Source organism: Pseudomonas sp. R1-43-08 (genome assembly GCF_003852255.1).
GTDB lineage: Bacteria > Pseudomonadota > Gammaproteobacteria > Pseudomonadales > Pseudomonadaceae > Aquipseudomonas.
Genome location: NZ_CP027734.1, coordinates 5,040,186 through 5,054,346 on the forward strand (window position 1 = coordinate 5,040,186; position 14,161 = coordinate 5,054,346).

At 62.1% G+C, this 14,161-nt stretch carries 11 protein-coding genes; 1 reads left to right on the forward strand and 10 read right to left on the reverse strand.

Going from position 1 to position 14,161, the window contains the following annotated elements; all coding sequences use genetic code 11:
- Positions 1 to 270: 270 nt before the first annotated feature.
- Complete coding sequence (estP, locus tag C4J87_RS23240; RefSeq protein WP_124368543.1) at positions 271 to 2,193, forward strand: esterase EstP; 1,923 nt, start codon at positions 271 to 273, stop codon at positions 2,191 to 2,193.
- A gap of 136 nt (positions 2,194 to 2,329) precedes the next feature.
- Here estP and trpE read toward each other — a convergent pair whose 3' ends face one another.
- From trpE to C4J87_RS23290, 10 genes are all read right to left on the reverse strand, one after another.
- Positions 2,330 to 3,811, reverse strand: a complete 1,482-nt coding sequence (gene trpE / locus C4J87_RS23245) for an anthranilate synthase component I (protein WP_124368544.1) — start codon at positions 3,809 to 3,811, stop codon at positions 2,330 to 2,332.
- Positions 3,812 to 3,879: 68 nt separating this feature from the next.
- Positions 3,880 to 4,698 (reverse strand): phosphoglycolate phosphatase, encoded by an 819-nt coding sequence (locus C4J87_RS23250; protein WP_124368545.1) that lies wholly within the window; start codon positions 4,696 to 4,698, stop codon positions 3,880 to 3,882.
- Positions 4,695 to 5,369 (reverse strand): ribulose-phosphate 3-epimerase, encoded by a 675-nt coding sequence (rpe, locus tag C4J87_RS23255; RefSeq protein WP_065937054.1) that lies wholly within the window; start codon positions 5,367 to 5,369, stop codon positions 4,695 to 4,697. Before rpe ends, C4J87_RS23250 begins: the two co-directional genes overlap by 4 nt.
- A gap of 84 nt (positions 5,370 to 5,453) precedes the next feature.
- Complete coding sequence (locus tag C4J87_RS23260) at positions 5,454 to 6,602, reverse strand: iron-containing alcohol dehydrogenase (RefSeq protein WP_124368546.1); 1,149 nt, start codon at positions 6,600 to 6,602, stop codon at positions 5,454 to 5,456.
- Between the two features lie 216 nt (positions 6,603 to 6,818).
- Positions 6,819 to 7,643 (reverse strand): ABC transporter permease, encoded by an 825-nt coding sequence (locus C4J87_RS23265; protein WP_124364637.1) that lies wholly within the window; start codon positions 7,641 to 7,643, stop codon positions 6,819 to 6,821.
- A gap of 12 nt (positions 7,644 to 7,655) precedes the next feature.
- Positions 7,656 to 8,882, reverse strand: a complete 1,227-nt coding sequence (locus C4J87_RS23270; RefSeq protein WP_124368547.1) for an ABC transporter permease — start codon at positions 8,880 to 8,882, stop codon at positions 7,656 to 7,658.
- 211 nt (positions 8,883 to 9,093) lie between these two features.
- Positions 9,094 to 10,134, reverse strand: coding sequence for an ABC transporter substrate-binding protein (locus C4J87_RS23275; RefSeq protein WP_124368548.1), 1,041 nt, complete (start codon positions 10,132 to 10,134; stop codon positions 9,094 to 9,096).
- Positions 10,135 to 10,177: 43 nt separating this feature from the next.
- A complete protein-coding gene (locus C4J87_RS23280) occupies positions 10,178 to 11,290 on the reverse strand; it encodes an ABC transporter ATP-binding protein (RefSeq protein WP_124368549.1) in 1,113 nt (370 codons plus the stop codon).
- A 203-nt stretch (positions 11,291 to 11,493) separates the two neighbouring features.
- A complete protein-coding gene (locus C4J87_RS23285) occupies positions 11,494 to 12,123 on the reverse strand; it encodes a response regulator transcription factor (protein WP_124368550.1) in 630 nt (209 codons plus the stop codon).
- 18 nt (positions 12,124 to 12,141) lie between these two features.
- Positions 12,142 to 14,136, reverse strand: coding sequence for a histidine kinase (locus C4J87_RS23290; RefSeq protein ID WP_124368551.1), 1,995 nt, complete (start codon positions 14,134 to 14,136; stop codon positions 12,142 to 12,144).
- Positions 14,137 to 14,161: the final 25 nt, after the last annotated feature.

Genomic DNA, 14,161 nt, shown 5'->3' on the forward strand with positions numbered 1-14,161 from the left:
GCAGGGAAAAATGTCAGGTGCGCCAACGCCAACGGGCGTGTGCCTTGACTACTCGCATCAAGAGTTTGCTGATGATCAACACGGGGAGGGTCTCATTCATACGTTCAGGCACAGTAACGTAGCCTCGCCAGCGGTGCAATATGGAGCAGCAAATACGGGCTTATGCTCGATGGGATACCCGTAGGAAAATTCGGTTTTGCGCTATAGAAAACGCTCAATACTTTGCTAGTGTTTCGATTCAGACATAAAAACAACTCAATGGAATTTTCCATGCTCAGAGCTCCGTTTTTCGCGCCCCTGGCTGCCGGCCTGCTTTCCCTGGCTTGCGCGCAAGCCTATGCGGCACCGTCACCCTACTCAACCATGGTGGTGTTCGGCGACAGCCTGGCTGATGCCGGTCAGTTCCCCGACGGCAGCGCCGGATCGACGTTGCGCTTTACCAACCGCACCGGGCCGACGTTCCAAGGGGATTACGGTCTCGTTTCTTCGACCTTGCTCGGCGCAAAACTGGGTGTGGCACCAAACGACCTGAATGCCTCCACCTCACCGGTGCGCGCGGCCCAGGGCTTGCCGGACGGCAACAACTGGGCGGTCGGCGGCTACCGTACCGACAATATCCTCGACTCCATTACTTCGGTTTCCAACGCTGCGATCCCCCCCGGCAATGCAGGGGGCGGCACGGTGCTGCGCAGTCGACAGGGTTACCTGCCGGCCAACGGCGGGCTGGCCGATCCAAATGCGCTGTACTTTCTGTCCGGTGGCGGCAATGACTTCCTCCAGGGTCGCGTACTCAGCCCCGCTCAAGCGGTCGCCGCCGGCGGGCGACTGGCGGACAGTGCCCAGGCCCTGCAACAAGCCGGCGCGCGTTACATCATGGTATGGATGCTGCCCGACATCGGCTTGACGCCGGCCATCAATGGCACCCCGCAGCAGGCGGCGACGTCGGCCCTGAGCACTATTTTCAACCAGTCCCTGGTACAGCGCCTGTCGCAGATCGATGCACAGGTCATCCCGCTGAACATTCCGTTGTTGTTGAACGAAGCCTTCGCCGATCCGGCCCGCTTCGGCCTCGCCACCGGGCAAAACTTGACCGGTACCTGTTTCAGTGGAAACAGCTGCACCGCCAACCCGGTCTACGGCATCGGCGGCACCAATCCGGACCCGACCAAGCTGATCTACAACGACTCGGTCCATCCTACCATCGCCGGGCAACAGCTGATCGCCGACTACGCCTATTCCCTGCTCGCGGCGCCCTGGGAGCTGACCTTGCTGCCGGAAATGGCCCAAGGCACATTGCGCGCCCATCAAGATGAGTTGCGCAATCAATGGCAGGCAGATACCGGCCACTGGCAAGCCGTTGGCCAATGGCGAGCGATCGTGGCGGGCGGTGGCCAGCGTCTGGATTTCGATGACCAGAGCAGCTCGGCCAGCGGCGATGGCAGTGGCTATAACCTCAACATCGGTGGCAGCTACCGACTCAACGAGGCCTGGCGCGTGGGCGTAGCCGCAGGCCTGTACCGCCAGACACTGGAAGCCGGCGCCAGCGGTTCGGATTACAAGCTCAACAGCTACATGGGCACTGCATTCGCTCAGTATCAGCAGAATCACTGGTGGGCCGACGCCGCCTTGACCGGCGGCAAGCTGGACTTCGACAGCCTCAAGCGCAAGTTCGCCCTGGGCGTCAGCGAGGGGTCGGAAAAGGGTGACACCGATGGCTGGCTGTGGGCCCTGAGCGGTCGCGTGGGTTATGACATCGCCGCGCCGGACAGTGACTGGCACCTGTCGCCCTTTATCAGCGCCGATTACGCGCGGGTCGAAGTGAACGGCTACTCGGAAAAAGACAGCCGCTCCACCGCCCTGACCTTCGATGACCAGCAGCGCGACTCCAAGCGCCTGGGCGTCGGGCTGCAGGGCAGCTACCGCATCACACCGCACACCCAGGTGTTTGGCGAAGTGGCCCACGAGCACGAGTTCGAAAATGACACCCAGAAGGTGAATATTTCGCTCAACAGCGTGCAGGGGATCGACTTCAAGCTGGACGGGTATACGCCGCGCAGCAATTCGGATCGCTTGAGCCTGGGGGTCAGCCACAGGCTGACGCAGGAACTGGCGTTACGAGCGGCGTATAACGTGAGGAAGGATGACAATTTGACCCAGCAAGGGGTCAGTGTCGGGGTGAGTCTGGATTTCTGATGCGCTCGTAAAACCAAACACAAACCCATGTGGGAGGGGGCTTGCTCCCGATAGCAGAGTCTCAGTCACTGCATCTGCGACTGATACACCGCTATCGGGAGCAAGCCCCCTCCCACATTTTGATCGGCGCCAGCCTTCAACCCTGCGGCGTTTGCTCAGCCAACGCCACCGCACGGAACATCGCCCGGCGCTTGTTCAAGGTTTCCTCCCATTCAAGGGCCGGCACCGAGTCAGCCACGATGCCGCCACCGGCCTGCACATGCAGTTCGCCGTCCTTGATCACCGCCGTACGGATCGCAATCGCCGTGTCCATGTTGCCGTTCCAGGCGAAATACCCCACGGCGCCGCCGTAGACGCCCCGCTTGACCGGCTCCAGTTCGTCGATGATTTCCATGGCGCGAATCTTTGGTGCGCCCGACAAGGTACCGGCCGGCAGAATCGCGCGCAGTGCGTCCATCGCGGTCAGGCCGGCCTTCAGCTCACCGGTGACGTTGGACACGATATGCATCACATTGGAATACCGCTCGATGACCATCTTCTCGGTCAACTTCACCGAGCCGATTTCCGAGACCCGCCCGGTGTCATTACGCCCCAGGTCGATCAGCATCAGGTGCTCGGCGATTTCCTTGTCGTCGCTCAACAGGTCTTCTTCCAGCGCCAGATCCGCTTCTTCGGTGGCGCCACGTGGGCGCGTACCGGCGATCGGGCGCACGGTGATCAGGTTGTCTTCGACGCGCACCAGCACCTCCGGTGAGCTGCCCACCACGTGGAAGTCACCGAAATTGAAGAAGTACATATACGGCGTCGGGTTGAAGCAACGCAGCGCTCGGTACAGGTCGATCGGCGCGGCCTTGAAGTCGATGGACATCCGTTGCGAGGGCACCACCTGCATGCAGTCACCGGCGAGGATGTATTCCTTGATGGTATCGACTGCCCGCTCGTAGTCCGCCTGGGTAAAGCTGGAGCGAAATACCGGGTCGGCGGCGGGCGGACGGCTGAGGTCCAGGCCACGGCGCGGGGTGATCGGCTGGCGCAGTTTTTCCAGCAGCGCTTCGAGGCTGGCCTGGCCTTGCTCGAAGGCATCCGCCTGGGCAGGGTCGGCCAGCACTATCGCGTGCATCTTGCCGGCAAGGTTGTCGAACACCACCACCGCGTCGGAGACCATCAGCAAGATGTCCGGCACGCCGAGCGGGTCCGGGTTCGGGCATTTACCCAAACGCTGCTCCACGTAGCGCACGCAGTCATAACCGAAATACCCCACCAGACCGCCGTTGAAACGCGGCAGGCCGGGAATGGTCGGCACGTTGTAGCGCGCCTTGAAGGCTTCGACGAAGGCCAGCGGGTCTTCTACATCATGGCTTTCGATCTCGAGGCCATCATGGGTGATGCTCACATGATGGTCATGCACCCGCAGTACCGTGCGGCACGGCAGGCCGATGATCGAATAACGGCCCCACTTCTCGCCGCCCTGTACCGATTCCAGCAGATAAGAGTTCGGCTCGTCGGCCAGTTTCAGGTAGATCGACAGCGGCGTGTCGAAGTCGGCCAGGGTTTCACGGGCCATGGGAATACGGTTATAGCCGGCAGCGGCCAAACGCAGGAATTCTTCGCGGATCATCAGGTGCCTCGTGGTGTGAGGGTCAATCGGTCAGGTAGGCAAACGGGCCGCAGCGCGGCGGGGATCAGTCAGGCGCGCCAACGCCAGCGGGCCAGGGCCTTGATGACTTTCATCCAGAGTTTGCGAGTGACCACCACGATGGCATTTCCAGTAGGGGACGGGTCGATGTCGGGCAACGTTATCTCAGCGCCCGCGCCCAAGCAACCGGGGATTAACAGGCGCAGGTCATCGATGACCAGCGCTGGCGATTCTTCTGCAATCGGCCGGCCATGGTTGTAGCCGTAACTCAAGGCCACGCACTGCACCCCCGCCGCTTTTGCCGCCAAGACATCACTGCGCGAGTCGCCGACGAACAACGATTGGGACGCCGGAATATTCGCCATTTTCATCACGAAAAACAGTGCCGCCGGGTCAGGCTTTTTCTGCGGCAGGGTATCGCCGCCGATGATCCAGCGAAAATATCGGCCGATTTTCATCTGGTCCAACAGCGGTGCGACGAAGCGCTCCGGCTTGTTGGTGATCAGGGCCATTTCCACGCCCTGCTTGCTCAGCCACTTGAGGGTGTCACGCACGCCGGGATACACCACCGTCCGTTCGTGGCTGCTTTCATAGGCGGCATTGAACAATTGCAGGGCCTGTTCGGCTTCCACCTCATCCACACCGGTGGCGTCGATATGGCCTGCCAGCGCCCGCCGCACCAGCATCGGCGCGCCGTTGCCGACCCATTCACGCACCGCCTCGATCCCCACAGGCTTGCGCCCCAGTTTGAGCAGCATCTGGTCCACCGCCGCCGCAAGGTCAGGCACCGAGTCGATCAAGGTACCGTCCAGATCGAACATCACCAGCCGTGGCAATTTGCCGGGGAACAACTGCTCAAAGCCGCTCATGGACGCGCCAGCGCCAGTTCGGCATGCATCTTGGCGATCACTTCCTGATAATCCGGCGCATTGAAGATCGCCGAGCCGGCCACGAAGGTGTCGGCGCCCGCCGCAGCGATTTCACGGATATTGTTCACATTGACCCCGCCGTCGATTTCCAGACGGATGTCCCGGCCCGACGCATCGATCAGCGCCCGCGCCTCGCGCAGTTTGTTCAGGGTGCCGGGGATGAACTTCTGCCCGCCAAAGCCTGGGTTGACGCTCATCAGCAGGACCATGTCGACCTTGTCCATCACGTACTCCAGCACACTCAGCGGCGTGGCCGGGTTGAACACCAGGCCGGCCTTGCAGCCGCCTTCGCGGATCAACTGCAGGGTGCGGTCGACGTGCAGCGTGGCTTCCGGGTGGAAGGTGATGTAGGTCGCGCCGGCGTCGATGAAGTCACCGACGATGCGGTCCACCGGGCTGACCATCAGGTGCGCGTCGATCGGCGCGGTAATCCCGTATTTGCGCAGCGCAGCGCACACCATCGGGCCGATGGTCAGGTTGGGCACGTAGTGGTTGTCCATGACGTCGAAGTGCACGAAGTCGGCACCGGCGGCCAATACCTTGTCCACTTCTTCGCCCAGGCGGGCGAAGTCGGCGGAGAGAATCGATGGAGCAATGACGAAGGGCTGCATGACGCACCTTTTTTGAGCTAAATCACGATGGCGCGCATTGTATACCTCATGCTTTGCCCCGCGCACCGTGACCTAACTCAACGGCTAGTACGCAGCCCGGTAGATTTTCTCGATATCGGCCGCACTGAGCTGGCGTGGATTGTTGCGCATCAGGCGTTCAATACCCGCCGCTTCAGTGGCCATCGCCGGGATAGCCTCCTCCGGCACGCCGAAACTGCGCAGGCCCGACGGGATCTCGACGGCGGCGCACAGTCGCGTCATCGCCTCGACGGCCTGGTCGGCGGCATCATTCACGCTCAACCCGCTGACATTTACCCCCATGGCCTGGGCGATGTCGCGCATCCGCTCGACACAGGCCAGCTTGTTCCAGTGCATCACATAGGGCAGCAACAGTGCGTTGCTCACGCCGTGGGCGATATTGAAACGGCCGCCCAACGGATACGCCAGCGCATGCACCGCGCCGACGCCCGCGTTGCCAAAGGCCATGCCGGCCATCAGGCTGGCGGTGGCCATATCGTCACGGGCCTGCAGGTTGGCCGGGTTGGCATAAACCTTGGGCAAGGCGCCAGCAATCAGCTTGATCGCGCCGATCGCCAGGGCATCGGTGATCGGCGAGGCGTTCAGCGACAGGTAGGATTCAATGGCATGCACCAGCGCGTCGACGCCACTGGCGGCAGTGACGCTGCGTGGACAGGTCAGGGTCATTTGCGGGCTGATCAGCGCGACATCCGGCAACAGGTAGTCGCTGACGATGCCTTTTTTCAGCTGGGCGACCTTGTCGGAAAGAATCGCCACATTGGTCACCTCGGAGCCGGTGCCGGCGGTAGTGGGAATCGCGATCAGCGGCGGGCCCTTGCGCGGCACCTGGTCGACGCCGAACAAATCCGCCAGGGCGCCGTGGTAACCGGCGTATGCGGCCACGCTCTTGGCGATGTCGATGGCACTGCCGCCGCCCACGCCGATCAACCCGTCGTGCCCGCCATCGCGGTAGGCCTGCATGCAATCTTCGACAATGGCGATTTCCGGGTCGGGCAGCACGCGGTCGAAAATTTCATAAGTGCGCCCGCCCAGATGTTCGAGTGCCAGCGCGACGGTGCCGGACTTGACCAGCGCGGCATCGGTGACGATCAGCGGGTTATCCACATCCAGGCGCGTCAACTCGGCGCCGAGTTGCTCAATGGCGCCAGCGCCGGTCAGCAGTTTGTGGGCGATCTTGAATGAGGAAGTACTCATGTGCGCGGCCTCTTGTCGGTGATGGGCTGGCACAAGAATAGCTGACCGAAACAGGTTGTCTGCTATTCAGGATCCGAATAGTGATTTCCGAGCCAATACAAATCCACTGTGGGAGGGGGCTTGCCCCCGATAGCATGTTGTCAGTCGACTTATTCATCAACTGAAAGAATGCTATCGGGAGCAAGCCCCCTCCCACATTTTAATCTGTACCGGGCTTTAGACCTGGGCGGTGCGCAGCTTCTCGCTACGGCCGCGCAGCCATTCCAGGGTCAGTAACAGCACCACCGAGAACCCGATCAGCAACGTCGCCGCCGCCGCAATCGTCGGGCTGAGGTTTTCACGGATGCCGCTGAACATCTGCCTGGGCAATGTGGCTTGCTCCGGCCCGGCGAGGAACAGCGTCACCACCACCTCATCGAACGAAGTGGCGAAGGCGAACAACGCCCCGGAAATCACCCCCGGCGCAATCAACGGCAAGGTCACCCGGCGAAACGCGGTCAACGGTGATGCGCCCAGGCTAGCCGCCGCCCGCACCAGATTGTGGTTGAACCCTTGCAAGGTCGCCGACACGGTGATGATGACAAACGGCACGCCCAGTACCGCATGCACCACGATCAGCGAGAAAAAGCTGTTGCCCAGGCCCAGCGGGGCGAAGAACAGGTAACTGGCCACGCCAATGATCACCACCGGCACCACCATCGGCGAAATCACCAGGGCCATCACCAAGGCTTTGCCGGGGAAATTGCCACGGGTCAGGCCAATCGCCGCCAGCGTGCCGAACACCATCGCCAGCACCGTGGCCGCCGGGGCGACGATGATGCTGTTCTTCAGGGCGCGCATCCATTCGGCCGACGCGAAGAAGTCCTGGTACCACTGCAGCGAGAAGCCCTGCAACGGGTACACCAGGAAACTGCCGCTGTTGAACGACAGCGGGATGATCACCAGCACCGGCAGAATCAGGAACAGCAGGATCAGGCCACACAGAATCCGCAGGCTGTAGAACCACAGCCGCTCCACCGGTGACATATAAGGGCTCAGCATCGCAAGGTCTCCTCAGCTCAGGCGCAGGCGACTGGCGCCCACCAGCCGGTTGTAGATCAGGTACAGCAACACCGTCGCCAGCAGCAGCAAGCCACCCAACGCCGTGGCCATGCCCCAGTTGATGCTGGTGTTGGTGTAGAAGGCCACGAAGTAGCTGACCATCTGGTCGTTCGGGCTGCCCAGCAACGCCGGGGTGATGTAGTAACCAATTGCCAGGATGAACACCAACAGGCAACCGGCGCCGACGCCGGCGTAGGTTTGCGGGAAGTACACGCGCCAGAAGCTGGCGAACGGATGGCAGCCCAGGGAAATCGCCGCCCGCATGTACGTCGGCGAGATGCCTTTCATCACGCTGTAGATCGGCAGAATCATGAACGGCAGCAGGATATGCACCATGGAGATGTACACACCGGTACGGTTGAACACCAGCTCCAGCGGCGCATCGATCAGGCCCAGGCCCATCAGGGCGCTGTTGATCAGGCCGCCGGATTGCAGCAATACGATCCACGCCGCCACCCGCACCAGGATCGAGGTCCAGAATGGCAGCAGTACCAGGATCATCAGCAGGTTGCTTTTGCGCGCCGGCAGGTTGGCCAGCAGGTAAGCCAGGGGATAGGCCAGCAGCAGGCAGATGACCGTGATCACCAGGCCCATCCAGAACGTTCGGGCGAAGATATCCAGGTAGATGGCCTGGTCGGGGGTGGCCGGAGCGATTTCGCCCAAGTCGTCGATACGGTGATCGACGGCCGCCAGCAGGTAGTAAGGCGTCAGGCTGCTGGTATTGCGCCGGATCGCCTGCCAGTACGCCGGGTCGCCCCAACGTTCGTCGAGGGTTTCCAGCGCGGCTTTATAAGAGGCCGGCGCGTCGGTAAACGGCAGCGCCCGCGCGGTTTTGGTGAGCAGGCTGCGATAGCCGGCCAGTTCCATGTTCAAGCGTTTGGACAGATCGCCCAGGGTCTGGTTTTTGCGCGCTTGAGCCAGGTCTTCACTGAGCGCCTGGTACACCGGCTCGCCGGGCAAGCCACGGCCATCCCAAGCCGTCACCGCCACCACCGTACGCGGCAAGCCGCCCACCACTTCCGGGTTGCCGACGCTCTTGTAGAGCAACGCAACAATGGGCACCAGGAACACCAGCAGCAAAAACAGCACCAATGGCGCAATCAAGGCCTGGGCTTTCCAGCGATTGAGCCGCTCGGCACGAGCCAGGCGCTGCTTGAGGGTGGGAATGGCGAGGGCCATGGCTGAACTCCGGATCTTGAAGATAAATGCAGATCCCTTGTGGGAGGGGGCTTGCCCTAATGCCAGTGTAGGAGCGAGCTTGCTCGCGAAAAACGCCCAGGCAACGCGTTCATTCTGAATAAACGCGGGGCCCTGAGTTCTTCGCGAGCAAGGGCTAGCCGCCCGCCTCGCTCCTACAAAAAGCCTCAAGGCTTGCCCCCTCCCACATGGGTTACTTGGCTGCCCAGGAATTGAAGCGCTGCTCGAGCTGCTCGCCGTTATCGGCCCAGAAGCTCACATCGATCTGCACCTGGTTGGCGATGTTTTCCGGGGTGGTCGGCATGTCCTTCAGCACGTCCTTGGCCAGCAACGGTACGGCCTGGGTGTTGGCCGGGCCGTAGGCGATGTTTTCGGAGTAGGTCTTCTGCTGCTGCGGCTGCACCGAGAAGGCGATGAATTTCTTCGCCGCTTCGGCGCGGTCCTTGGCCAGACCCTTTGGAATGGCCCAGGCATCGAAGTCATAGATGCCGCCGTTCCACACCACTTTCAGGTTGCTTTCTTTCTGCACGGCGGCGATGCGGCCGTTATAGGCCGAGCTCATCACCACGTCGCCCGAAGCGAGGTACTGCGGCGGTTGCGCACCGGCCTCCCACCATTGGATCGAGGCTTTGAGTTCGTCGAGTTTCTTGAACGCACGGTCCTGGCCATCTTTGCCGGCCAGCACTTTGTAGACGTCCTTAGGCGCGACGCCGTCGGCCATCAAGGCGAATTCCAGGGTGTACTTGGCGCCTTTGCGCAGGCCACGCTTGCCCGGGAATTTCTTGGTGTCCCAGAAATCCGCCCAGCCGGCGGGTGCGGACGCCAGTTTGTCGGCGTTATAGGCCAGCACCGTCGACCATACGAAGAAGCCTACGCCGCAGGGCTGGATCGCGCCTTTGACGTAGTCTGCCGTGTTGCCGAACAGTTTCGGGTCCAGGGGCTCGAACATGTCTTCGTCGCACCCACGGGAAAGCTCAGGCGACTCCACTTCCACCAGGTCCCAGGACACGCTCTTGGTGTCGACCATGGCTTTGACCTTGGCCATCTCACCGTTGTATTCACCGGCGATGATCTTGCCGTTGCCCGCGCTTTCCCACGGTGCATAGAAGGCCTTGACCTGGGCCGCCTTGTTGGCGCCGCCAAACGATACGACGGTCAGGTCCGGGCCTGCCATGGCCTGTGTCGCGCCCATCAGGCCGATAGCCAGGACGGAAAACTTAAGGGATCTCAACATTGTTGTGCTCTCCACGTGCAGGGTTGGTGAAGCCAGGGGGCGATCAGTTCGCCTCTAGAAGTGGGTCGAGTGCGCGAACGTGCTCGACTTGCCAGCCAATCGGTACTACGTCGCCGACCGCCAGGGCCGGGTCCAGCTCGGCGATCGGTTGTTTCACGAAAAAATCGGTCTTGCCGCAGACTTCCAGGCGCAAACGCACGTGGTCGCCCAGGTAGATGAACTCCGCCACCCGCCCGGAAAAACGGTTGATGCAATTGTCACTCGCCCCATTGAGGCTGACGCGCTCCGGGCGCACCGACAGGGTCACCGGGCCGCCGATCTGGCCGACGTTCACCGCCAGCGCCTCCACCTTCTCGCCGCGCGCCAGCTCCACCACGCAGCGCTCGCCGGTGTGGCTGTGCAGACGGCCATTGAGGCGGTTGTTTTCGCCGATGAAGTTGGCCACAAAGGTGTTTTTCGGTTCTTCATACAGGACGCGCGGCGCGGCGATCTGCTGAATTTCGCCCTGGTGGAACACCGCCACGCGGTCGGACATGGTCAAGGCTTCGCCCTGGTCGTGGGTCACATACACCACGGTGACGCCGAGGCGCTGGTGCAGGTGCTTGATTTCCATCTGCATGTGTTCGCGCAGTTGCTTGTCGAGGGCGCCGAGGGGTTCGTCCATCAGCACCAGTTGCGGCTCGAACACCAATGCGCGGGCCAGAGCCACCCGCTGTTGCTGGCCCCCGGACAGTTGCGCGGGGTAGCGCTGGGCAAAGGCGTCGAGCTGCACCATGCTCAGCACGCGCTTGACCCGCTCGCTGATGTCGGTCTTGCTCAAGCCACGTACGGACAGGGGAAACGCCAGGTTCTCCGCCACGGTCATGTGCGGAAACAAGGCGTAGTTCTGGAATACCATGCCGATGTCGCGCTTGTGCGGCGGCACGTTATTGATCGAGCGACCGGCCAGCTGGATTTCGCCAGCAGTGGGCGTTTCAAAACCGGCCAGCATCATCAGGCTGGTGGTCTTGCCCGAACCGGACGGCCCGAGCAAGGTGAGGAACTCGCCCTTGCGAATCTCCAGGTTGAGGTCTTTGACGATCAGGTTTTCGCCATCGTAGCTTTTCTGCACGCCACGAAAGCTGACCAGCACATCATTTGAATCCACCTCGCTCATACCCGCACCTTTGTGTTTTGGACTGCTGTGACACCAGCGTAGTCCAGGCGCAAGGCCCCGGAAATCGGGGCCAGGAGAGAATCGCATCAGCCGGATGGAAGGTTCGGGGTAGGGATCGCCCTACACACATGGCGGGCATGGGACAGTGCAGCGACAAGCCTTCGCTGGGCGGCGCTTGCGCGGTGTCGTTAATGGATACGCCGCTACAGCAGCTTGTGTTCCATGGCGTATTTCACCAGCTCGGCCAGGGAGGTGATATGGAGCTTTTGCATCAAGCGTGCCTTGTGGGTGCTGATGGTTTTGCTGCTCAGGGCCAGTTGCACGGCGATGTCATTCACGTTGGCGCCCTGGGCCAGGCGTTCGAACACCGAGAACTCGCGCTCCGACAGCAACGAGTGCAAGGGGCGTGAGTCCGTCAGGCCGACTTCGAAGACCATGCGGTCGGCCAGGTCCGGGTCGATATAACGCCCGCCTGCCGCGACCTTGCGAATCGCCATCAGCAACAGCGCCGGGTCGCTGTCCTTGGTGGCATAGCCGGCCGCGCCAACCTTGAGGGCACGAGCGGCCATCTGCGCTTCATCGTGCATGGACAGCACCAGGATGGCCGGCGGGTTATTCAGCGCACGAATGCGCGCGATGGCTTCCAGGCCATTCACGCCGGGCATGGAGATATCCAGCAACACCACTTCGCAGGGCACATGTCGCAAAGTCTCCAGCAACTGCTCGCCATTGCTCGCTTCACCCACAACCAGCAGGTCTTTGGCCAGGCCGATCAATTGCTTGATGCCTTCACGAACAATGGTGTGGTCTTCGGCTACCAGTACGCGGATCACGGGAATTTCCTTTTAGTGTCATGCATTCAACGGCACCGTGACGCTCAGGGTGGTGCCCTCCCCCAGCTCACTGACCAGGGACAACTGCCCGCCCATGATCAGCACCCGCTCACGCATGCCGACCAGGCCGAACGATACCGGCCGCCCTTGGGCCTGCACGAAGCCGATACCGTCATCGCTGATAGTCAGCCGCAGGTCTGGGCCGTCCATCTCCAGCGTGAGTTCTACAGTATGCGCCTGGGCATGGCGCATCACATTGGTCAAGGCCTCCTGCAGAATGCGAAACAGGCCGATGGCCTTGGCATCGCTCAGCACCGGCACGTTTTCCGGGACTTTGACCAGGCAGGGAATCTGCGTGCGCGCTTCGAAACGTCGCGCCTGCCATTCGATGGCCGAAGCAATGCCGGCGTCGAGAATCGGCGGGCGCAGCGCGGTTGCCACATCCCGCACCAGTTGGAAGAGCTGGGCGATCAGGCGCTTCATGCTGTTCAAGCGCTCGTTGAGGCCCGGGTCGAGCTGCGCATAGGCCAACTCACACATTGAGGTTTCCAGCTTGAGCACGGTGAGCATCTGCCCGAGTTCGTCGTGAACCTCGCGGGCGATACGCGCCTTTTCTTCTTCGCGCACCGTTTCCAGGTGGGCGGACAATTCGCGCAACTGCGCCTCGCTTTGCAGCAAGGCGGCCACGTAACGGCGGCGCTCGGTGACGTCCGTCAGGTAAACCACCAGGTACTCGCCCTCGGCAAAGCGCAGAAAGCTCAGGGACACATCGGCGGGCAGGATGCTGCCGTCGGCGCGCAGGCAATCGGTGGCGAAGGTCTGGGCGCCGTCCTCGCTGGCACGCGCGCGCTTCCACAGGTTGAGCCAGCGGTCCATGCTCAAGGCCGGGTCAAGATCGATCAGCGGCCGTTCGATCAACGCGCCAGGGCCATAGCCGAGCATGCTTTCGGCGGCGCGGTTGGCGTAACGCACATGGCTGTCCCAATTGACCCACAGGATGCCGACCGTACTTTGATCGATGGAAAACTGCGTCAGCCGCAACGCTTCGGCACCGGCGGCACGCGCTGCGCTTTCCTCCCGCGCCGCCAGCAGGGCGTGCTCCAGGCTGCGCTGCTGGCGGCGCTGCCAGAGCACCGCCGCAAGGCTGGCGAGCAGCAACAGGCCCAGCAACACGCTGAGGTTTTTCCACAAGCCCATTGATTCGGAAAAACGCGGGTACTGGGGTTGCAGCCAGCGGTTGTGCAACTGGTCGAGGTCGCGGGCGGGTATCGCCCGCAAGGCACTTTGCATGATGCTCGCCAGTTCCGGCCATTCATGCCGCGTGGCCACCCGCAGCAACTGCGGCAGGCCGATATCGCCGACCACCGCCAGCCCGGCAAACTCCGCCTCGCCGGCCAACCGGCTCAGTTGCGCCTCATCCACCACCGCATAGCGCGCCTGCTGGCTCACCAGTAACTGCAGGGCCTGGCGTTCCATGGGCACGCCTTGCAGGTTGAGGTTGGGATACGTACTGCGCAGGTAATCGGCCACGGCGCTGGGCATGCGCACGGCGATGCGCGAGTGTGCGTCGAGTTTTTCCAGCTCCACCGCGCCGCCGCCTTCGCGAATACCGACGATATGCTGAGGCACCCGCATATACGGGTCGCTGAACAACCACAGGCGCAGGCCGGCCGGGGTTTGCTGCAGGCCGGGAGCGATATCCACCTCGCCGTCACGCACGGCAGCTTCCAACTGCTCCAGATCAGGAAAGTTACGCCAGGTCAGCTCAATGCCCAACGCCTTGGCCAGCCACTGCATCAACTCGACATTGGCCCCGGACAAGCGCTGCAGCCGTCGGTCGTATTGTGCGTAAGGCGCCTGCAGTACCAAGCCCACGCGCAATTGCGGGTGCAGCGCCAGCCATTCGCGCTGCTGCGCATTCAGTTGCGCCTGGGGTGTGGCAGGTGCCGGCGCGGCGTTCGCCATCAAGGCAACCCACAGACAGCCGATAACCAGCAGGAAGCGAAAACCCATGATCCACGTCTCACATCACTGACAA